Genomic DNA, 20,470 nt, shown 5'->3' with positions numbered 1-20,470 from the left:
GGAACTAGCCGGCCCGGCCCGTCGCCTCACGCCCGGATGCTGCCCCTCAGACTGCTGACGGCGTCGATCACCGCTTCGGGGTTGTTCAGCATGGGCAGATGACCGCCCGTGATCTCGGTGGTCTGCGACGAGCCGAGCCGGGCGGCGAAGCGCCGCTGCAGCGCGGCCGGCAGCTCGGCGTCGTCCGTCGTGACGATATAGCCGCGCGCGGGGACGGCGAGCAGGGCATCGTTCGATGCGGCCCGCGTCGTGAAGTAGCCGCGGGGCTCCGGGCTCATGTCGGCGATGAGCCGGCGCGTCGTGGCCTCGTCCAGACCGGCCGCGAGGCCCTTGCGGATCGCGCTCTCGGGCGGGCGGGTCCCCGCGACGCGCAGGACGAGCGGGAGGACCACCTTCTGCGGGAACGGGAGCGAGGACGTGAAGGAGGCGCCGCTGGCCGGGACGACCGCGGCGATGGCCAGCACCCCCGCGAGCCGCCCGGCCCCGGCGAGGCGGGCGAGCTCGCTCGCGATCACCCCGCCCGCCGAGTGGGCCACGAGGAGGAACTGCCCCTCGGGCGCGGCGTCCAGCGCCGCCTGCGCGTAGTCCGTCACGGTGCCGCGGCCTGCGGACGGCCGCGGGGCCACGATCGAGGGGACGGCCACGTTGTCTCGGACGTCGTTCCAGATCCAGTCCGGGAGCCCGGCGCCGGAGAGCAGCAGAAGGGGAGTGGTCATGCGATGGATGCTAGCCTTACGTGCCCCCAGCTGGAACCAGCCGGCCCAGCCCGTCGAACGGTCCCAGCACCCGCTGACTCAGTGGATCGCCTTGAGCCCCACGATGCCGCCGACGATCATCGCGAGGAATAGCACCTTGAGCCCAGAGACGGCCTCGTCGCCGGTGGCCATCGCGTACACGACGGTGAGCACGGCTCCGATCCCGACCCACACGGCGTAGGAGGTCCCCACGGGGAGCTCCCGCATGGCGAACCCGAGGCCCGCCATGCTCGCGAGGATCGCCACGAAGAACACGACGGTGGGCCAGAGCCGGGTGAGCCCCTCCGACTTGCCAAGGGCCGTGGCCCACACCGCCTCGAGGACGCCGGAGAGGACAAGGACGATCCAGGACATGACAGCCTCCATGGGCCGTCTTGTCGCGTTCCGGGTACGGCACCCCTCGTCCGGGAGCCCGTGGCCCGGGCCCAATGTCTACGGTATCGCGGCGGCTGAGAATACCCCCACGAGGTCGAGGCGTGCCGAACTCCCGGGTCAGCCTGCGGCCAGGACCGCGGCGGCAGGGGAGGCGGCCGCGGCGACGGGTCCGGCCACCGTGTAGCGGCTGGTGATGGCGACGCGGTTGAAGGCGTTCATCACCGTGGCCAGCCAGGCGACCGCTGAGATCTGCTCGTCCGTCAGCACTGCGGTTGCCGCGGAGTAATCCTCGTCGCTGACGTGGCCGTCCTGAACGCGGGTGACGGCCTCGGTAAGGCGAAGGGCCGCACGTTCCCGGTCGGAGAAGTATCCGGTCTCTGCCCAGGCCGACAGGACGGCGAGTCGGTCTGTGGTTTCGCCCTTCATCAGGGCATCGCGGGTGTGGAGCCTGAGGCAGAAGGCGCAGCCGTTGATCTGCGACGCCCGCAGCTTGACCAGCTCGACCAGGAGGGGGTCGAGCCCTGCTTCGGCCGCGCTCGCCTCGGCCAGAGCCGACAGGGTGATCAGAGCCTTGTAGGTGGCGGGGTCTTGCCGGGAGATGTCCACTCGCTGGTGTCCGGTCATGGCTTGTCTTCCGTTCTTCTAGAGGGGATTTTCTGTCGTGGAGAGGGCTGCGTGAGGGCGGTTGCGGACGAGGGCGAGGGCGACGAGGGCGACGACGAGGAACAGGATTCCCGTGACGAGAAGTCCCGCATGGACCCCTGTCCCGAGGGCGTATGCCGGTGCCTCTCCCGCCTGCACTTCGGAGAGCATCGCCGTGGTCGCCAGGGTTCCGAGCACCGAGACTCCGAGGACGGAGCCGAGCTGGCGGGCGGCGTTGACCGCGCCGGAGGCCATGCCGGCTTCGCTGGGGCTGACGCTAGCCAGGGCTGCAGCGGTCGCCGGTGCGGCAACGAGGCCGACTCCGGCCCCGAAGAGCACGAACAGCGGCGACTGCGTCGCGAACCCCGCCAGGGGATCCTGCCCGGCCAGGGCGAGAGCTGCGATGCCCGCGGCCGCTAGACCTCCTGCAAGGGGAGCCTTGAAGCCGGTCCTCCGGATTACGGGCCCCACGCAGGCCGCTACCACGACATAGGCGCCCAGCATCGCCAGCATTCGGAACCCTGCCTCGAGCGGGGTCAGGCCCTGCGCCTTCTGCAGGAGCAGCACCACGATGACCGCCACTCCGGTGAAGCCGAACAGGGACACGGCCGCGACCAGCATGACGGTGCTGAACGACGGGGAGCGGAACAGCCGCACGTCCAGCATCGGCTGGGCGACCCTGGTCTCGACGACGAGGAAGGCCGCCAGGGCGGCCGCCGCGACCACCCACGCCGCCATGACCACGGGGCTGCCGTGGCCGTTCCTGCCGCCCTCGATGAGAGCGAACACGGAGGCCGCCATCGTGATCGTGCCGAGCACCAGGCCCGGCACGTCGACGCGGACCCCCGGGGCGCGGGACTCGGCGACCCAGGGCAGGGTCGCTCCCAGCGTGATCAGGCCGAGCACAGCCGTCGAGAAGTACACCGCGTGCCAGTCCGCGGCCTGGAGCAGGGCTCCGGCCAGGACGGGCCCTATGGCCAGGCCGACCCCGGAGGCGGCCGCCCATCCGGTGATGACCTCGGTCCGCCGGTGCGGGTCGGTGAACATCGTTCCGAGGATGGCGAGGCTGTTCGCCAGGATCAATGCCCCTCCGCCTCCGCACACAAGCTGCCCGGCGATGACGGCCGCGGCGGATCCCGCAACGGCGATGACCGCGGCCCCGGCCACCATGGCGCCCACCCCCACGAGGAAGAGCCGGCGGCGGCCGAAGCGGCCGCCCAGCGCTGCTGCAGACAGGACGAGGCTCGCCACCATCAGCGTGTACGCGCTCGGAATCCACACCAGGGTCAGGGCATCGACGCCGAGTTGCGTCTGGATCGTGTCGAGCGCGGTCACCGAGGCGGTGATCTGCAGGAAGGTGATCATCGCCCCGAGCCCCATGGCAATCACGGTGGGTGCCGGGGCGCCGCGGCGCAGCCTCCCGCCCAAGGCGGCCACGGGAGGTCTCGCAGCCCGTCCCGTTGTCATCTCCCGTCCAGCCATGTCGTGGCGTTCGGGTTCTGCCGTGGTCAGCCGGTCCATGGCCGCCGTCCTTCCTCCAGTGGATCTGACTTTCAGAAACATAAGCCAGCCCCTCCATTGGAGCACCTGACTTACATCTACACAAGTCAGGAGTTACCATCGATGCATGGCTGATCTTCGGGAGGCGCGGCAGACATGGTCGATGCAGAACTGCAGCATTGCCCATGCCCTCGATATCGTGGGCAACAGATCGGCGATGCTGATCCTGCGCGAGGCCTTCCTGGGCACGCGCCGCTTCGAGGAGTTCGTGGAACGGGTCGGCGTCGGCGAGCCGGCCATCGCATCGCGCCTGCGCGCCCTCGTTCAGGCGGAGCTCCTGGAGCGCGTGCCCTACCGCGAGCCGGGCAAGCGCACGCGGCACGAATACCAGCTGACGCAGAAGGGCAGGGAGCTGCTGCCGGCCCTCACCGCGCTGCGGCTCTGGGGTGACAAATGGGCTAGCGACGAGGCCGGGCCCCCCGTCTTCGCCGTCCACCGCGACTGCGGTGCCCCCGTGCGGCTCGCCCTGGAGTGCGAGCGGGGGCACGCCGTCGGGAACGACGAGACCGACATCGTCGCCGGGCCGGGCCTGATCCGCATCGCCTGACGATTCTCGCGCCAGGCCCGGTGCTGCCCGCCCTATCGGCGGAGCTTGAGCAGCTTCATCGTGATGCGCGAGTCCACGCGGGCGATCGCCGGGTCGCCGAGGAGCTGGGTCGTGAGCCAGCGCTCGTACGCCTCGGAATCGGCCGTCTGGACCCGGATCACGTAGTCGGGGATGCCGAACATGCGTCGCAGTTCGGCCACCTCGTCCATCGCCGCGAGCCGCCGCTCGAAGGACTCGACCGTGGGGAGGTCCTTGGCCACGAGCTCGGCGTGGATGATGACCTCGAAGCCGCGGCCGAGGGCCGCCGGATCCACCGTCGCCGTGTAGCCGGTGATGACGCCGTCCGCCTCGAGGCGCCGCACGCGGCGCAGGCAGGGGGCCGGCGTGAGGCCCACGCGGGCGGCCAGCTCCTGGTTGGTCAGGCGGCCGTCCTCCTGGAGGTGGTCAAGAATTGCTCGGTCGAGGGAATCCACCCCTTGATGATTGCGCCTGCTTCGATAAGAGTGCAAGAAGTGGCAATCAAAGTGCTCGATGATTTTCCTACCCTTGCTGTATGGGAATCAGCAGGGGGCGCCGGGCGCCTCACCTCGCCGCCGCGGCGGGCGACGCCGGCGTCATCTGGGCGGGGCTCTTCGCCCTCGGCATCGGCTTCGGCGTCCTCGCGACGGGCTACGGCTTCGCGTGGTGGGTCGCCCCGGTCCTCTCGGCGGCGCTGTTCGCCGGCTCGGTCGAGTTCATCCTCGTGGGCATGCTCGCCGCCGGGGCGCCGATCGGGGCCATCGCGCTGACGACCTTCCTCGTCAACTCCCGGCACCTCTTCTATGGGCTCACGTTCCCGCTGCACCGGGTCACGGGCCGACTCGGGAAGGCGTACAGCGTCTTCGCGCTGTGCGACGAGGCCTACGCGCTCACGACGGCGAAGGACCCGGCCGCGCTCTCGAGCCGCCGGATCCTGTGGACCCAGGCCGGGCTGCACGCCTCGTGGGCGCTCGGCGCGCTCGCCGGCGGCCTCGTGGGCTCGACGCTGCTGGCCGGCCTCGAGGGGATGGACTTCGTCCTCACGGCCCTCTTCACCGTCCTCACGGTCGACGCCGTCCGCGAGAGCCGCGACTGGACGACCCTTGGCCTCGCGGTCGGCACGGCCGCCGCCGCGCAGGCCCTCGCGCCCGGGTCGATGCTCCTCGCGGCCATGGGTGCGTTCACGGCGGCGCTCGTCGTCCGCCACCGCCTCGCGCGCCGCCGCGCGCAGGACGGGCCCAGCTTCGGCGAGCCGGACGCCGTCGGGCGCGCCGCCGTCGTGCCCGAGCGGCCCCTCGAGGCGGCTCATCATGCCTGACCTCGGGTACCTCCTCACGGCGCTCGTGGCCGCCGTCGCCATCACCGTGGGCTTGCGCGCGCTGCCGTTCCTCATGGTCGGCTTCCTGAAGGACTCTGCCTTCCTCGCCGACCTGGGCCGCTGGATGCCGCTCGGCGCCGTCGCGATCCTGGCGGCGTCCTGCGTCTTCGCCATCGACCTCGGGGGCCACGGCCACGGCATCCCCCAGATCGCCGGCGTCGCCGCGACGGTCGGGGTGCACGTGTGGCGGCGCAACGCCGTCGTGAGCATCGCCGCGGGGACGGGCGTGTGCCTTGTGCTCGCGAATGCCGTGCCTCTGCCGTAGCCGAGAGCTGCATCCCCTGCGCCCCACGTGCCACTCCCGTCCCCACCTGACACAATGGCGCCCATGCGGACCTTCGGCGTGGAAGAGGAACTGCTCATCGTGGATCCCACGAGTGGGGAGCCCCTTGCACTCGCCGAGCGCATGCTCGCGATCATGGGCCGGCCGCAGGACGCCACGCACGAGTTCAAGCTCGAGCAGATCGAGATCCAGACGTCCCCGTGCCTGACCCACGAGGAGATCCTCGGCCAGCTCCACCAGGGGCGCCACGCCGTCGACCGCGCCGCGCGCCAGGTCGGCGCCCGCATCGCCGCCCTCGCCACGTCGCCCCGCAGCGCTGCCACGCACCTGAGCCCGGGGGAGCGCTACATCGCGCTGGCCGAGCAGTTCCGCATCACCTCCACCGAGCAGCTCACGTGCGGGCTCCATGTGCACGTCGCGATCGAGTCGCCGCAGGAGGGCGTGGAGATCCTCGACCGCATCCGCGACTGGCTGCCCCTGCTCATCGCGCTCAGCGCCAACTCCCCGTTCTGGCACGGGGCCAACACCGGCTATGCGAGCTTCCGCACGCAGGCGTGGAACCGCTGGCCCACGTCCGGTCCCCTGGACGTGCTGGGCACCGAGGCCGCCTACCGGGCGCTCGTGGCGGACCTCATCGGCACGGGCGGGATCTTCGACGAGGGCATGATGTACTTCGACGCGCGCCTCTCGCGCAACAACCCCACGGTCGAGACCCGCGTGGCCGACGTCTGCCTCAACGCCGCCGACTCCGCGCTGATCGCGGTCCTCGTGCGCGGCCTCGTCGAGACCGCCGCCCGCGAGGCAGGGCAGGGCATCGACCCCCTCGGGAGCCCGACGCCGATCGTGCGGCTCGCCTCGTGGCGGGCCAGCCGCTCCGGGCTCAACGGCGTCCTCGTCCACCCGGCCGAGCTCCGGCCCGTCCCCGCAGCCGACGCCATTGCCGCGTTCATGGCGCACATCGAGGACGCGCTGCGCGACTCGGGCGAGCTCGCCGCGGCGACCGCGGCGCTCGAGGCCCTGCTCGCCCGCGGGTCGGGGGAGCGCGTCCAGCGCGAGGCCGCCCTCGGCGGCGGGGGAATGGCCGACGTCGTCGCCGCCGCGGTCGCGGCCACCCACGCGCACGACGGCGGGTGGGACGACGGCGGCCGGCCCTCCTCGGGCATGGCGCGCCTTGCGTAATCCCAGTAGGTAGAGCCGACCCCTCGTGGGGTCGGCTTTTTCGTGCCCTGCTTACTCCTCTTCGTCTGCGCTTGACCTCCACTATATTTCCTATAGGATCTTTCCCGTGAGCCGCCTCACAGACGGCCTGAACGACAATTGCAACGGAGCACCATGCCGACGGAACCCGCCTACACCGCCGCCACCTGGCCGATCGCGACCTGCCTCCACGGCTTCCGCACCGTCGACGCCCAGGGCGTCGCGATGCACGACGCCCCTGCCGAGGTCTGGGACGACATGTTCGCCCAGGTTGCCGGCGTCGGCTTCAGCCTCGCCGAGCTCGCCGACAGCCACGTCCGCCCCGCCGACCTCGAGCCGTCCCGCCGGGACGAGTTCCTCGCCATCGCGGCCTCCCACGGCGTCGGCGTCCCGTCAGTCCACCTCCAGCGGCAGAGCGTCATCATGCCCGGGCACGAGGAGCGCAACCTCGAGTACGCCCACCGGACCATCGACGCCGCCGCAGAATGGGGCATGCAGGTCTTCTCGACCGGCCTGCACCAGCCCTTCAGCGAGGCCCAGCGCCGGGCGCTCTGGTTCTGGACCGCGCAGGGCCCGCAGGACCCGGACGACCGCGAGGTGTGGGACACCGCCGTCGGCCGCATCCGCGAGCTCGGCAAGCACGCCGCCGAGGTGGGCCTCATCATGTCCCTCGAGATGTACGAGGACACCTACCTCGGCACCGCGGACAGCGCCGTGCGCTTCATCGAGGACGTCGGGCTCGACAATGTGGGCCTCAACCCGGACGTCGCGAACCTCATCCGGCTCCACCGCCCCGTCGAGGACTGGCGCACCATCTTCGACAAGACCCTGCCGTACGCCAACTACTGGCACGTGAAGAACTACACACGCGACGAGGCCGCCGACGGCAGTTGGGCCACCTCCGCTCCCTCGACCATGGAGATGGGCCTCATCAACTACCGCCAGGTCTTCCGCGACGCCGTGGCCCTCGGCTTCAACGGCATCATCCTCGCCGAGCACTACGGAGGCGACAGCCTCGGCGTGTGCGCCACGAACCAGAAGTACATCCGCACCCTGCTCCCGGGAGGAACCGCAGCATGACTGACCTGACCATCGCCGTCATCGGCTCCGGCTACATGGGCGGCGGGATCGCCCAGGTCCTCGCGCTCTCGGGGGCCACGGTGAGGATCGCGGACGTCTCGGAGGAGATCGCCCGCAAGAACCACGAGCGCCTGATCGACGAGGCCCGCGAGTTCGCCGCCGACGGGCTCTTCCCGGCCGACGCCGTCGAGCGCATTGCCGCGAACCTCACCCCCGCCGCCTCGATTGAGGAGGCCGTCGCGGGCGCCGACTTCATCGAGGAGGCCGTCCCCGAGAAGATCGAGATCAAGCACGAGACCCTGCGCCGGATCAGCGCCGCCGCCAGGCCGGACGCCGTTATCGGCTCCAACACCTCGACGATCCTCATCGCCTCGCTCGCCGAGGCCGTCGAGCGGCCCGAGCGCTTCCTCGGCGTGCACTTCTCCAACCCCGCGCCGTTCATCCCCGGCGTCGAGCTCATCCCGCATGAGGGGACGGACGACGACGTGATCCCGCTCGTCGAGCGGATCGTCGCCGCGACGGGGAAGGAGACCGCGCGGGTCAAGGACGCGACGGGCTTCGTGCTCAACCGGCTGCAGTACGCGCTCTTCCACGAGGCGAGCCAGATCGTCGAGGAGGGCATCGCGACGCCCGAGGACATTGACACGATCGTGCGGACCACCTTCGGCTTCCGCCTGCCGTTCTTCGGGCCCTTCGCGATCGCGGACATGGCCGGCCTGGACGTCTACTCGTTCTGCTACGCGTCCCTGCAGACCCGCTGGCCCGAGCGCTTCGCGACCCCCAAGTCCCTGAAGGAGCTCGTCGAGGCCGGCAAGTTCGGCACCAAGACCGGGGCGGGCTACCTCGACGTCCCCGCCGAGCGCACCCCCGAGCTCGTGGCCTACCGCAACCGGGCCTACGTCGCGATGAAGAAGCTCCTGGACGAGCTGGGCCCCGCGCCCATCCACCCCGAGAACTGAAAGGCATCATGACCACCTCCGAATTCCCCGAGAACCGCTTCCCCGAGAACCGCAGCGTCATCCTGACCGGCGCCGCCTCGCCGCGCGGCATCGGCCGCTACGCCGCCCACTACCTGGCCGAGCGCGGCTGGAACGTCGGCATCCTCGACCTCGACGCCGAGGCGTCGCAGAAGGTCGCCGCCGAGATCGCCGAGAAGCACGGGGTCGCGGCCGCCGGCGCCGGGGCGGACGTCGCCGACGAGGCGCAGGTGCGCGCCGCGTTCGACGCGCTCGAGGCCGAGCTCCCGCAGCTCGTCGCCCTTGTGAACCTCGCCGGGGTCTCCTCGCCCGTGCCCTACCTCGACGTCACCGCCGAGGAGTGGCACCGCGTCATCGACATCAACCTGCACGGCGTGCACCACACGACCAAGCGAGCGGTCGAGACCATGGTGCGCAACGGCGTCGGCCGCGTGGTGAGCCTGTCCTCGGTGAGCGCCCAGCGCGGAGGCGGGACGTTCAGCAAGACGGCGTACTCGGCGGCAAAGGCCGGCGTCGTCGGCTTCACGCGCAGCCTCGCGCGCGAGCTCGGCCACCAGGGCGTCACGGTCAACGCGATCTCGCCCGGCCCGATCGACACCGACATCATGGGCGGCACCCTCACCGACGAGCGCAAGGAGAAGATGGCGGCCGACGGCGTGCTGCCGCGCATCGGCACGCCGCGGGACATCGCCGCCGCCATCCACTACCTCATCAGCGAGGACGCGGGCTTCGTGACGGGCCAGACCCTGAACGTCGACGGCGGCCTCTACATGCACTGATGGGCACCTCGAAAGGCCGCTGGTCCGTCGGCAGGATCGTCTTCCTCGCCGTCGGCCTCATCCTCGTCGCCGTGGGCCTCGCGCAGATCGTCCCGGCGCTGCTCGGCTAGGTCTTCTGGGCCCATCCCCACCCTCACCTCCTCATCCCAGGCATCCCCCTCAAAGGAGAGCGGACATGACCACGTCTCAGACCCGTGTCAAGCCGACGCTAGACATGGATCCTGTGCTCAAGACGGCCATCAAGAAGGCCGCCAAGCACCTCATGCCGATGCTGATCATCCTGTACTTCGTCGCGTTCCTGGACCGCACGAACGTCGGGTTCGCCGAGGCCGCCCTCAAGGTGGACCGCGGCGTCTCGGACGGCGCCTTCGCGCTCGGCGCCGGCATCTTCTTCATCGGCTATGCGATCTTCGAGATCCCCTCGAACCTGCTCCTGAAGAAGTTCGGCGCCAAGTTCTGGCTCGCCCGCATCGCCGTCACGTGGGGCATCGTCGCGGCCGCGTTCGCGTTCGTCACCGACGAGACGATGTTCATCGTCCTGCGGTTCCTCCTCGGCGTGACCGAGGCGGGCCTCTTCCCAGGCGTCATCATGTACCTCGCAGCGTGGTTCCCGAACAAGGTCCGCGTCGAGATGTTCGCCCTGTTCTACCTCGCGCAGCCGTTCTCGCAGATGCTCGGCGCCCCGCTCTCGGGCGGCCTCATCGCCCTGGGCGAGGGGACCGCGTGGCGCGGCTGGCAGGTCATGTTCTTCGTCGAGGGCATGATGGCCGTCGTGGCCGGCATCGCGGCCTTGTACTTCCTCACCAACAGCCCCCAGGATGCCAAGTTCCTCGACGCGAGCCAGAAGAGGGCGCTCCAGGACGCGATGGCCGCCGAGGACGCGCTCCGCAGCCAGGACGGACCGCGCGGCATCTGGGCCGCGATGGCCAACTGGAAGGTCTGGTACTTCACGGTCATCTACTTCTGCCTCCAGATCGCCGTGTACGGCACGACCTTCTACCTCCCGCAGCAGGTCGCCTCGCTCCTGGGCAAGAAGGTGGGCTGGGAGGTCGGCGTGGTCTCCGCCATCCCGTGGCTCGTGGGCCTCTTCGCCTGCTACTTCCTGGGCCGTGCCGCCAACACCGTGCTGCGCCGCCGCACGTGGGGCACAGCATGCTACGTCCTCACGGGCGTCTTCATCCTGGGCTCCGCGTGGGCCGGGGCGAACGGCCAGCCGATCCTCGGCATCGCATGCATCACGTTCGCCGTCGCGAGCTTCCTGACCGTCGGCCCCATCACGTGGGCCTACCCGACGGCGTTCCTCACGGGCTCCGCGGCCGCCGCGGGCATCGGCCTGATCAACTCGCTCGGCAACCTCGGCGGCTTCGTCGCCCCGATCATGCGCACGGGCATCAACGGCGCGGTGCCGACGCCGTCGGGCGCCTGGGGCGTCGTCTCCCTCGGCGTCTTCGCCTTCCTGGCGGCGGGCATGCTGTTCGCGACGCGGTACTTCAAGGGTGCCAAGTCGGACGAGCTGCTCGCCAAGGAGGACGCGCCGGTGGGGCACTAGCTCTCGCTTGGTGCGGCTGAGGCCCCGGTCCCTGTGTGGACCGGGGCCTTTCGGCTGTCCGTTCCCGATAGGGGCATCGTCCTTCAGGATGCCCCGCGGGGATGCTTTGGCGTCGTTGTCCGGGTGGACGGGAGCCTTCAGTCGATTCTGAAGAGCATTGTCGTTCTACTGCTCAACTGTTGACAATCTGCGAGGGTGGCGGTTTGATTGCTCCAGGGCTTGCAACGAGATGCAGGTCACATCAGCAAGCAGCGCAGAGGTTCATGCCCCGGGGACCGGTCCACCTCAAGCGCTGAAGCTACTCGAAGGGAAGCACCGTGAAGAAGATCAACAAGGTTCACGTCGCTGCGGCAGGTCTGGCGGCGATCCTGGCTCTGAGTGCCTGCGGCGGCGAGGCCACCAGCGCCCCGGCAACGTCGGAGAGCCTCACGAACCTCACGCGGGACATCTCGGAGGGCGTCCAGCCCGATGCCAAGGCTGTGAGTCTCCTGCCGCAGTCGTACAAGGACAAGGGCGAGCTCACGGTCGCGATGGACCTGCACTACCCGCCGACGACCTTCCTCGCCGAGGACAACCAGACACCGATCGGCCTCAACCCGGACATCGCCCGGCTCATCGCCAAGAAGCTCGACCTGGACCTGAAGTTCGTGGACACGAAGTTCGACACGATCATCCCGGGCCTGGACGGCGGCCGCTTCGACTTCACCGCAACCACCATGTCCAAGACAGAGGAGCGGCTCAAGGTCCTGGACATGATCGACTACTTCAAGGCCGGCACCTCCGTGGCCGCGGCGGCCGGGAACCCGCAGAACCTCACCGTCGAGAACCTGTGCGGGAAGAACATCGCCGTCACCCAGGGCTCGACCGGCCAGCTCAAGCGCCTCCCGGCCCTGAACGAGCAGACGTGCACCTCCAAGGGCCAGCCGGCGATCAACGCCGTGACGCTGCCCAACATCCAGGAGGCGCTGACCCAGCTGGCCTCCAAGCGGATCGACGGCATCCTCTACGACACGACCTCGCTCGGCTGGGCTGCCAAGCAGCAGCCGGACAGCTTCACCGTGATCGGCCGGGTCAACGTCGGCTCGAGCGACGTGACGGCGATCGGCCTCAAGAAGGACTCCCCGCTGGTCCCGGCCATGCAGGCTGCGATCCAGTCCATCCTGGGGACCCCGGAGTACAAGGAGGCCCTCAAGACCTGGGGCCTCGAGGCCGGTGCCATCACCGACGCCAAGCTCAACTAGGGGACGTCCATGCTGGAAACCATCACTCGCGGAAGCGAGCCCACGGCGAACGCGTCCGGCTCTGCGCTCAAGCCGCGGATCCGGCTGCGGACGCCCTCGGAATACGCGGGCTGGGCGTTCAGCATCCTGCTCGGCCTGGGGATCCTGGCCTCGGTCCTGACGAACCCCAACTTCAGGTGGGGCGTGGTCGGGAAGTACTTCTTCGCCGAGTCCATCCTGCGCGGCCTGATGCTCACGATCTTCCTCACCGTGGCGAGCATGGCCCTGGGCACGCTGCTGGGCCTGGCCCTGGCGGTCATGCGCTCCTCGCACGTGAAGCCGGTCTCGATCGCCGCGAGCCTGTACATCACGCTGTTCCGGGGCACCCCGGTGCTGGTGCAGCTGATCTTCTGGTTCAACATCTCCGCCCTGTACCCGGACCTGCGGATCGGGATCCCGTTCACCGACCTCGGCGTGGCCGTGGACACGAACGCGATCATGGGCCCGATCACGGCGGCCCTGGTGGGCCTGACCCTGAACGAGGCCGCCTACATGGCCGAGATCATCCGCGGCGGGTTCTCCGCGGTGGGCAAGGGCCAGCTCGAGGCCGCGGACTCCCTGGGCATGAGCGCCGGGATGCGGATGCGGAAGGTCATCATCCCGCAGGCGATGCCCTCGATCATCCCGGCCACGGGCAACCAGGTCATCGGCATGTTCAAGGAGACCTCGCTCGTGTCCGTCCTGGGCGTGGCGGAGCTGCTGCAGAGCGCGCAGCTGATCTACGCCCGCACCTACGAGACCATCCCGCTGCTGATCGTGGCCAGCCTCTGGTACCTGGTCATGACCCTGCTGCTGAGCTACCCCCAGTCCAAGCTCGAGCAGAAGTACAACCGCTCCGCGGCGACCCTTCCGAGGAAGGCCAAGCGTGTGGCGCTGACGAGCCCGGAAGGGGCGGCACGATGACCACCCCCACCGGCACCATCCCTGACGGCACGATCCACGTCCGGAGCCTGAAGAAGTCGTTCGGGCACAAGACGGTCCTGAAGGACATCAGCCTCGACATCGCCAGCGGGGAGGTCGCCTGCATCATCGGCCCCTCGGGCTCGGGCAAGTCCACCCTGCTGCGCTGCCTCAACGGCCTCGAGACCGTGGACTCGGGGGTGCTGAGGGTCAACGGCGAGGACTTCGGCTACCACGAGACCGAGCACGCCTACCACGCCCTTCCCAAGAAGAAGCTCGCCGAGCAGCGGACCCGGATCGGGATGGTGTTCCAGTCGTTCAACCTGTTCCCGAACATGACCGCCCGGGAGAACGTCATGGCCGGGCCGGTGCTGGTCAAGCGCGGGGACAAGAAGGCCGCTGCCAAGCGCGCCCAGGAGCTCCTGACCGACGTCGGGCTGGGCGCCTTCGGCGACCACTACCCGGCCCAGCTCTCCGGCGGGCAGCAGCAGCGCGTCGCGATCGCCCGGGCCCTGGCCATGGACCCGGAGATCATCCTCTTCGACGAGCCCACCTCCGCGCTGGATCCGGAGAAGGTCGGCGAGGTCCTCGCCGTCATGAAGAACCTCGCCAAGGCGGGCATGACCATGGTCGTGGTCACCCACGAGATGGGCTTCGCCCGCGAGGTCGGCGACACGGTCGTGTTCATGGACGAGGGCTACATCATCGAACGCGGCGACGCCCGCGAGGTCCTGGGCAACCCGCAGGAGGCCCGCACCCAGTCCTTCCTCGAGAAGGTTCTCTGACGACAATGAAGAAAGTGCTCAGGCCTCCCGCCTGACCTACTCGGTCGTCGGTTTCGAAGCGAAGGTCCCCGCCCACGGCCGCAGCGCCGTGGGTGGGGACATCCGCCTCTTCCGGATGCTTCACCTCAACCCGGCCTTCGACCCGCTCCTGAAGCGCTCCCAGCGCCTGTGGGCGGAGCTCGAGCAGGAGTCCGGACAGGACATCCTCCTGCGCTGCGGCGGGCTCTACATCTGCACCGAGAACGGTCCGTACATCTCGCGGCTTCGCGAGTCGGCTCAGGTGACCGGTGTTGCCCACGAGTTCCTCTCCCGGCAGGAGATGGCCGAGCGGTACCCGCAGCACAGCCTGCGCCCCGACGACGTCGCGGTCTTCGACCTCGCGGCGGGGCGCGGCGCACTCGACCGGGCGATCACCGCCGCAGTCGCCGTGGCCCAGGCCAACGGCGCCACCGTGCTCACCGACACCCGGGTGGACGACATCCGCGAGACCGCCGACGGTGTCGTCGTGACCTCCGGGGAGCAGCTCTGCGCCTTCGAGAGCCGACCGAGCGCGCCTTTACGACCGACCAGGTACCCGCTGCTCGGCCGCCGGGGCGCAGACAGCAGGATCTACACCGCGACTGGGACCGCCGCTGCCGCATCCCTGAGTAGCTGGAAGGCACTACGGGAACCGCCTTCGTCGATGACGTCAGAGGGCCCGATTCTGGTGCTACACCAGAATCGGGCCCTCGTGCGTTTGGCGCAGCGTCAGCGCAGGGAGCGGAAGGCGCCGTCGAGCGCCTCGAGGAGGCGGTCGGCGTCGTCCACGGAGAACGGCATGGGCGGCCGCAGCTTCAGGACGTTGCCCTGCGCCCCTGAGGCGGAGATCAGAATCCGCTGGTCCCGGAGGGCATTCACGATGCGAGAGGCGGTGTCCCCGTCGGGCGTCAGCGTGGTCCGGTCGGTGACCATGTCGACGCCTACGAACAGGCCGCTTCCGCGAACCTCGGCAACCTGGTCAAGCCCTTGGGTCATCTGCTTCAGTTCCCCGAGGATCTTTCCGCCGACCTTCAAGGAGTTCTCCATGAGGGACTCCTCGCGGATCACGTCCAGGACCGCCTGGGCCGCGGCGATGGCCACGGAATTGCCGCCGAAGGTGTTGAAGTAGCGGATGTTCTTCCCGAACTCGACCAGCAGTTCGGGCTTGAAGACAGCTGCCGCGATCGGGATGCCGTTGCCCATGGGCTTGCCCATGGTCACGATGTCCGGGACGATGCCGTGGCGCTGGAAGCCCCACCATGCCTCGCCCGTCCGGGCGAAGCCCGGCTGGACCTCGTCCGCGATATACAGGCCGCCGGCGGCGTGGACTTCTTCGATGATCGGCTGGAGGAAGCCCGCCGGGTCGGCGAAGATCCCGTCGGAGGAGAAGATGCTGTCGGCGATGAAGGCTGCCAGTCCGACGCCGTGGCGGTGCAGGTCGGCGATGGCGGCACGCACCTGGTCCCGCAGGTGGTCCTCGAGGGAATCCTCGCGGCCATAGCGCAGAGCGTCCGGGGGAGTGATGACCCGGACGTTCGGGCCCAGCGGGACACCCACGCCCAGAGACGGAGAGAACGACGATACCTCGGCGGTCAGGCCATGGTAGGCGCCGGAGGTGACGATGACGCCCTGGTTGCCCGTGGCGTACTTGGCCACGCGCATGGCAAGGTCGTTGGCCTCTGAGCCGGTGCACGTGTACATGACATGGCCCAGCTCTGGGGGCAGCGTGGACAGGAGCTGTTCCGAGTAGTCGAGGATGGACTCTTGGACGTAGCGGGTGTTCGTGTTGAGCTTCTGCATCTGCTCGTGGACGGCCGCCACGACGCGCGGGTGGGCGTGGCCCACGCACGGGACGTTGTTGTAGACGTCGAGGTACTCGTTCCCCTCGCTGTCGAACAGGGTGACGCCCTGGCCCCTGACGACTTCCACCGGAGTCTCGTAGAAGAGCCGGTAACCGGGACCGAGGCTCTTGTCCCGGCGTCGGATGCTCTTCTGCAGGTGTTCCGGGAGCTCGTCGAGCCGGCTCGGATCGAATCCGTTGACCATGGGCTTGGACGGCTTGCGCAAGGTCTGAGGAGAGGTGTTCATGATGCCTCCTGGAGGTTGGTGAGCGGGGATCACGATGCGATGCTCGGTGCAGGTGCCGCGGCCGTTGAAGCCAGGCGGTCCCAGTCCTTTGCCGAGTGGGAGAAGAGGTAGTCGCGGGCCTCGGGCTGCTGGACCGCGCGCCAGCCGGTGATCAGCGCTCGGAGGAGCAGCCGGGCCGGGGCTGATACGGTCAGGGCTCCGAGCTCCTGGGGGGACAGGGGGCAGAGGCCGTGGTAACCCTCTGCGATGGGAAGAGCGCTGTCCCAGGGATTCTCCGGATCCGCCCCCAGCTGGTTGGCCATGGCGACGCTGATGTCGAAGATCCTCGGCGAACGCACCACGTCGCCGAAGTCGATAACCCCCGCTACATAATGAGAGGCCTCGGGGTCGACCAGAACGTTGAAGGGGCTGAAGTCACCGTGGATGACATGCGAGCTCAACGTGTCAAGCAGCGGCACGACCGTCTCATCGAACCGATCGAAGATGTCCTCGGCAAGTGCGCGCTTCTCAGCCTCTTCGACGTACTCGAGCAGTGGCCGCATGCGGTGGAAGTGCTTGAGGTCCCAGATGAGCATGCGGTCCGCTCGTGGGTGGTCAAAGCCTTCCAATGCGGTGGCCAGGCGCGCAAGGCTCGAACCGCACTGACGCAGCTGGTCGGCTGATGGGGCATCCGAGGCGAGCAGGCGGCCGGGCATGAAGCGCATGACCCGCAGCACGCGGTCATAGGGTCCCTCGGCTGCCGGGACGACCACTTCGCCTGTGCCGGCGAGGCTCCTGACCAGTCGCTGGACCGGCAGTTCGGGGGCCGTCCATTCCAGATGCTCCATGCAGGCAGTCTGAAGGTTGACCAGCGCAGGGTCCTCGTCCGGTGAGGACAGCTTCACGAGATACGTACTGCCCTGGTCTTCCAAGCGGAACGTCTCGTCCTTCTCGGTCGGGATCCGATGGAGTCGGCCGCTCAGGCCATAGTGCACGTCGAGAAGCTCCAGGACGGCCCGTTCCCCGAGCGGGCGCTGCTCCCCTGTGAGCCCGCTTTCCGCGGCGACGATGCTGATGAAGTCGGAGTCGGCGCTAGTGTCCATGTCCAATGTCTCCTGCTGTAGAGGGAGAGGTGCTCAAGTCGGCTACGGGCAGGCGCCACGTGTTCTACTGCTCAACAGTATTTCAGCTTGCGCCTCGACCCGCAATCCTCTCCCTCAGCCGCGGGCAGGGCGTCTTCGGGGCCCGGACTGTTGGGGCTCGCCGAAGGCAAGGTCGAGGGTGAGTGGGGGCTCAGCTCCCGGCATGCCTCGAGGCGATGATCTGCCGGATCACGTCGCGGTACTCGACGATGGTGTCGGCGACGACTCGCTCCGCCAAGGCTGGGTCGCGTGACTCCAGTGCTGCCACGATCTTCTCGTGCTCAGCTTCGAGCTCATCAGGGTGCTCGTACTCATGCCGTTCGCTCGAGAGAATGAACATGAAGTACCGCAGTTCCACCATCAACTGCTGATAGAACGCCGTCAGCTTCTGACTTCCCAGGAGCCCGACGATGGCGGTATGGATGGCCAGGTCCTTCTCGACGATCTCGGCCGGATCTCCGGTCTTCAAGGCAGCTCGGAACGCCTCCATGGCGGCATGGACCTCGTCCAAAGAGGTGTCTTCCGAGATGCTGCGGGCGGCTGTGGTCTCCAAGTGGAACCGAGCGTTGTAGACGTCCATGATCTCGGCGTCGCTGGGGTCCCAAACGATGGCGCCGTGGTTCGGGCGGTGCCGAATGAGGCCTGCAGCCTGAACGATTCGAACGGCTTCCCGAACAGTGTTCCTCGAGAGGCCGAGGTTCTCGGCGAGGACGCTCTCTCGGAGCCTCTCGCCTGGCTTCAGGACTCCATCCAAGATCATGGACGTCAGCCCATCGGCAACCTGCTGCACTGTGGAGGAATGTACGATCTGGATCTGCTGGGCCATGCTTCATTCTAGGTCGTCAACAGTAGGGCAGTTATGCAACTCTCGAGGCGCCTTTTCAGTCTTGGCCGTGTTCGCGCCTAGAACACAACTGGTGAACTGCCCTACTGTTGACACGCCGCAGTCGCGCGCGTATCGTCGACAATCGACATAGAGTTCGTCGACAATCGACAACTTGGTCCCACAGACCCTCGGAGGCACCCCATGGCATTCGACACCCTGCCGAAGTTCGTCACGTTCGACATGAACGGGACGCTCATCAAGTTCGCGATCAACGACACGATGCGCGACGTCCTCGGTGACCGGCTCCCCGCGGAGGTCGCCGACGAGTACCTGCGGATCTGCAAGGCGTACCGGATCGACGAGTGCACGGGCGCGTACAAGCCCTTCCACCAGATCGTCCACGACTCCATGCAGCGCGCCTCGCGCTACGTCGGCATCGAGTTCCGCCCCGACGAGGCCCGCGAGGTCTACGACCGGATCCCGACCTGGGGCCCCTACCCCGGCGTGACCGCGGCGCTGAACAAGCTCGCCGAGGCCGTGCCGCTGGTCATCATCACCAACAGCGACACCGCCGTCGCCGAGAAGCTCGCGGCGAACCTCGAGGCCCCGTTCGAGGTCATCATCACGGCCGAGGAGATGCGCTGCTACAAGCCGCGCCTGGCCGCGTTCGAGTACATGTTCGACAAGCTCGGCGTGACCCCGGACGAGATCGTGCACGTCTCGGCGAGCCCGATGTACGACCACCGCTCCGCGGCCATCATGGGCATCGAGAAGAAGGTCTACGTCGACCGCGGCTTCGAGCACGACGAGCACTGGCTCGGCTACGAGCGCATCACCGACATCGCCGAGCTCCCCGTCCTCTTCGGCCTGCCGCGTCCCGACGCCTCCTGAGCGGTCGGGAGGCCGCCGCCGGCACCGGCCTCAGTCGGTGCCGGCTGGCGATATCCTCCCGCTCGCAGATCCTTTGTCAGAGCTTTCGAGGAGAGGCGTTTGATGAGGCTGGGCAGGTGGTGCGTAGCCTGGAAGAACAGCTGCTGAACTGCTCAACTGTTGACAATCTGCAACCTCACGGCGTTCCATTGACGGGACGGCCAGCAGAAGTTCCAGGTCTCATGCCCCCTCGGGCACATGTCCTGAAGGCTTCTCCGGCCCGCACACCCCGATCAAGACCTCGTGAGGAGAACCTGAAATGATCGACTTCGAGCCGAAGTACATCACCTTCGACATGCACGGAACCCTGATCCGGTGGCAGATCAAGGACCTGACCCGGAAGCTGCTGGCAGACACCGTGCCGGCTGAACTCATGGACGAGTTCCACAAGAGCTTCGCCTGGCAGCGCCTCGACGAGGTCCTCGGGCCCTGGAAGCCCTTCCCCGACGTCATCCACGACTCGCTCCGGAAGACCCTTGAGCGCTTCAACCTGCCGTACCGGAAGTCCGACAGCCAGGCCATCGTGGACGCCCTTCCGACCTGGGGGCCTTACCCGGAGGTGCCGGCGGCGCTGCGTGCACTTGCTTCTCGCTACCCGCTGGTCATCCTCAGCAACGCCTCTGACGAGCAGGTGATGAGCAACGTGGAGAAGCTCGAGGCTCCGTTCCACGCTGTGTACACCGCCGAGCAGGCCCAGGCCTACAAGCCTCGCTACCAGGCCTTCGAGTACATGTTCAACCAGCTCAACTGCGGCCCGGAGGACATCCTGCACATCTCCGCCAGCCCGCGCTACGACCTGATGGTCTGTAACGACCTGGGCATCAAGAACAAGGTCCACGTCAACCGCGGCTTCGAGCCCAGCACCCCCGGTTACAACTACTACGAAGTCAACCTGCTCTCCCAGGTGCCCCCGCTGCTTGGCATCTGAGCGTCCGCGAGCTGCAGGCAGCCAACAACTTCAGGGCGAGGAAACTCTAGGGGTTCGGAGGAGCTCCTCGCCATCGCCGACGGGGGACTCGCAATGTTGGGCGCCGCTCGGCCCACTCAGTGCCGGGCGGCGCCTTTCAAGGCGCTCCCTACCGAAAAGGAACCCCATGAGAGAACATCCATCCACCCATGCATCCCGGATCAGGATCGCCCACCGCGGGGACCTCGAAGTCCAGCTCAACCGAGCAGTCGAGCGAGCCATCACCGAGGCGCTTCGGAAGCCGGGACACGGGATCCTGGTCACCCGCCACGACTACCGCACCTTCACCGTCGAGCTCACCAAGGACGTCCCGCCCGGGCTGACCGCCGAGCGGGACCAGCTTTCGGTGCTCTCCTGAATCCGGCTAGACGGTATGAAGTGACCGCCCTCGTGTGGGTGGTTGCGGGCTGGAGCC

At 68.3% G+C, this 20,470-nt stretch carries 22 protein-coding genes, 1 pseudogene and 1 riboswitch; of the genes and pseudogenes, 15 read left to right on the top strand and 8 right to left on the bottom strand.

The window, feature by feature from the left end; all coding sequences use genetic code 11:
- Window positions 1–26: 26 nt before the first annotated feature.
- From ACUYMY_RS15725 to ACUYMY_RS15710, 4 genes are all read right to left on the bottom strand, one after another.
- Window positions 27–716, bottom strand: coding sequence for an alpha/beta fold hydrolase (locus tag ACUYMY_RS15725; RefSeq protein WP_481704463.1), 690 nt, complete (start codon window positions 714–716; stop codon window positions 27–29).
- Between the two features lie 78 nt (window positions 717–794).
- Entirely contained in the window at window positions 795–1,109 is a 315-nt protein-coding gene (locus ACUYMY_RS15720; RefSeq protein WP_481704462.1) for a DMT family transporter, read from the bottom strand.
- A 9-nt stretch (window positions 1,110–1,118) separates the two neighbouring features.
- Window positions 1,119–1,185, bottom strand: a riboswitch (guanidine-III (ykkC-III) riboswitch).
- Between the two features lie 62 nt (window positions 1,186–1,247).
- Window positions 1,248–1,754, bottom strand: coding sequence for a carboxymuconolactone decarboxylase family protein (locus ACUYMY_RS15715; protein WP_481704461.1), 507 nt, complete (start codon window positions 1,752–1,754; stop codon window positions 1,248–1,250).
- Between the two features lie 18 nt (window positions 1,755–1,772).
- Entirely contained in the window at window positions 1,773–3,209 is a 1,437-nt protein-coding gene (locus ACUYMY_RS15710) for an MFS transporter (protein ID WP_481704460.1), read from the bottom strand.
- Window positions 3,210–3,399: 190 nt separating this feature from the next.
- Between ACUYMY_RS15710 and ACUYMY_RS15705 the strand changes: the two genes are divergently transcribed.
- Entirely contained in the window at window positions 3,400–3,879 is a 480-nt protein-coding gene (locus ACUYMY_RS15705; protein ID WP_481704459.1) for a winged helix-turn-helix transcriptional regulator, read from the top strand.
- A 32-nt stretch (window positions 3,880–3,911) separates the two neighbouring features.
- Here the strand turns inward: ACUYMY_RS15705 and ACUYMY_RS15700 are convergent, their stop codons facing one another.
- Window positions 3,912–4,352: an Lrp/AsnC family transcriptional regulator gene (locus tag ACUYMY_RS15700; protein ID WP_481704458.1), complete on the bottom strand. Its 441-nt coding sequence runs from the start codon at window positions 4,350–4,352 to the stop codon at window positions 3,912–3,914.
- Between the two features lie 80 nt (window positions 4,353–4,432).
- Between ACUYMY_RS15700 and ACUYMY_RS15695 the strand changes: the two genes are divergently transcribed.
- The 11 genes and pseudogenes from ACUYMY_RS15695 to ACUYMY_RS15645 all read left to right on the top strand — a co-directional run.
- On the top strand, window positions 4,433–5,215 hold the full coding sequence (locus ACUYMY_RS15695) for an AzlC family ABC transporter permease (RefSeq protein ID WP_481704457.1): 783 nt from the start codon (window positions 4,433–4,435) through the stop codon (window positions 5,213–5,215).
- Entirely contained in the window at window positions 5,208–5,540 is a 333-nt protein-coding gene (locus tag ACUYMY_RS15690; RefSeq protein ID WP_481704456.1) for a branched-chain amino acid transporter permease, read from the top strand. Before ACUYMY_RS15695 ends, ACUYMY_RS15690 begins: the two co-directional genes overlap by 8 nt.
- A 63-nt stretch (window positions 5,541–5,603) precedes the next feature.
- Window positions 5,604–6,737 (top strand): glutamate--cysteine ligase, encoded by a 1,134-nt coding sequence (locus tag ACUYMY_RS15685; protein ID WP_481704455.1) that lies wholly within the window; start codon window positions 5,604–5,606, stop codon window positions 6,735–6,737.
- Between the two features lie 153 nt (window positions 6,738–6,890).
- Complete coding sequence (locus ACUYMY_RS15680) at window positions 6,891–7,835, top strand: sugar phosphate isomerase/epimerase family protein (RefSeq protein WP_481704454.1); 945 nt, start codon at window positions 6,891–6,893, stop codon at window positions 7,833–7,835.
- Window positions 7,832–8,794, top strand: coding sequence for a 3-hydroxyacyl-CoA dehydrogenase family protein (locus tag ACUYMY_RS15675; protein WP_481704453.1), 963 nt, complete (start codon window positions 7,832–7,834; stop codon window positions 8,792–8,794). The genes ACUYMY_RS15680 and ACUYMY_RS15675 overlap by 4 nt, the downstream gene beginning before the upstream one ends.
- An 8-nt stretch (window positions 8,795–8,802) precedes the next feature.
- Entirely contained in the window at window positions 8,803–9,591 is a 789-nt protein-coding gene (locus tag ACUYMY_RS15670; RefSeq protein WP_481704452.1) for an SDR family NAD(P)-dependent oxidoreductase, read from the top strand.
- A 175-nt stretch (window positions 9,592–9,766) separates the two neighbouring features.
- Entirely contained in the window at window positions 9,767–11,140 is a 1,374-nt protein-coding gene (locus ACUYMY_RS15665; RefSeq protein WP_481704451.1) for an MFS transporter, read from the top strand.
- 317 nt (window positions 11,141–11,457) lie between these two features.
- Window positions 11,458–12,381: an ABC transporter substrate-binding protein gene (locus tag ACUYMY_RS15660; protein ID WP_481704450.1), complete on the top strand. Its 924-nt coding sequence runs from the start codon at window positions 11,458–11,460 to the stop codon at window positions 12,379–12,381.
- A 9-nt stretch (window positions 12,382–12,390) separates the two neighbouring features.
- Window positions 12,391–13,323 (top strand): amino acid ABC transporter permease, encoded by a 933-nt coding sequence (locus ACUYMY_RS15655; protein WP_481704449.1) that lies wholly within the window; start codon window positions 12,391–12,393, stop codon window positions 13,321–13,323.
- A complete protein-coding gene (locus ACUYMY_RS15650; RefSeq protein ID WP_481704448.1) occupies window positions 13,320–14,105 on the top strand; it encodes an amino acid ABC transporter ATP-binding protein in 786 nt (261 codons plus the stop codon). The genes ACUYMY_RS15655 and ACUYMY_RS15650 overlap by 4 nt, the downstream gene beginning before the upstream one ends.
- A gap of 31 nt (window positions 14,106–14,136) precedes the next feature.
- Window positions 14,137–14,613, top strand: a pseudogene (locus ACUYMY_RS15645) (FAD-dependent oxidoreductase); the annotation flags it as partial.
- 239 nt (window positions 14,614–14,852) lie between these two features.
- Here the strand turns inward: ACUYMY_RS15645 and ACUYMY_RS15640 are convergent.
- The 3 genes from ACUYMY_RS15640 to ACUYMY_RS15630 form a co-directional block, all read right to left on the bottom strand.
- The gene (locus tag ACUYMY_RS15640; RefSeq protein ID WP_481704447.1) at window positions 14,853–16,211 is read right to left on the bottom strand and encodes an aspartate aminotransferase family protein; all 1,359 of its coding nucleotides are present in this window, start codon (window positions 16,209–16,211) and stop codon (window positions 14,853–14,855) included.
- A 29-nt stretch (window positions 16,212–16,240) separates the two neighbouring features.
- Entirely contained in the window at window positions 16,241–17,293 is a 1,053-nt protein-coding gene (locus ACUYMY_RS15635) for a phosphotransferase (RefSeq protein ID WP_481704446.1), read from the bottom strand.
- Between the two features lie 190 nt (window positions 17,294–17,483).
- The gene (locus tag ACUYMY_RS15630; RefSeq protein WP_481704445.1) at window positions 17,484–18,158 is read right to left on the bottom strand and encodes a GntR family transcriptional regulator; all 675 of its coding nucleotides are present in this window, start codon (window positions 18,156–18,158) and stop codon (window positions 17,484–17,486) included.
- A 201-nt stretch (window positions 18,159–18,359) separates the two neighbouring features.
- Between ACUYMY_RS15630 and ACUYMY_RS15625 the strand changes: the two genes are divergently transcribed.
- The 3 genes from ACUYMY_RS15625 to ACUYMY_RS15615 all read left to right on the top strand — a co-directional run bounded on the left by ACUYMY_RS15625 (window position 18,360) and on the right by ACUYMY_RS15615 (window position 20,413).
- On the top strand, window positions 18,360–19,049 hold the full coding sequence (locus ACUYMY_RS15625; RefSeq protein ID WP_481704444.1) for a haloacid dehalogenase type II: 690 nt from the start codon (window positions 18,360–18,362) through the stop codon (window positions 19,047–19,049).
- A gap of 298 nt (window positions 19,050–19,347) precedes the next feature.
- Window positions 19,348–20,016 carry a haloacid dehalogenase type II gene (locus tag ACUYMY_RS15620; RefSeq protein WP_481704443.1) on the top strand — a complete coding sequence of 223 codons (669 nt, stop codon included), beginning with the start codon at window positions 19,348–19,350 and terminating at the stop codon, window positions 20,014–20,016.
- Between the two features lie 166 nt (window positions 20,017–20,182).
- Window positions 20,183–20,413, top strand: coding sequence for a hypothetical protein (locus ACUYMY_RS15615; protein WP_481704442.1), 231 nt, complete (start codon window positions 20,183–20,185; stop codon window positions 20,411–20,413).
- Window positions 20,414–20,470: the final 57 nt, after the last annotated feature.

The organism is Sinomonas sp. T428B (assembly GCF_056780155.1).
Note: the sequence above shows the minus strand (reverse complement) of the source record. Positions and strands in the feature narration are given on the sequence as shown.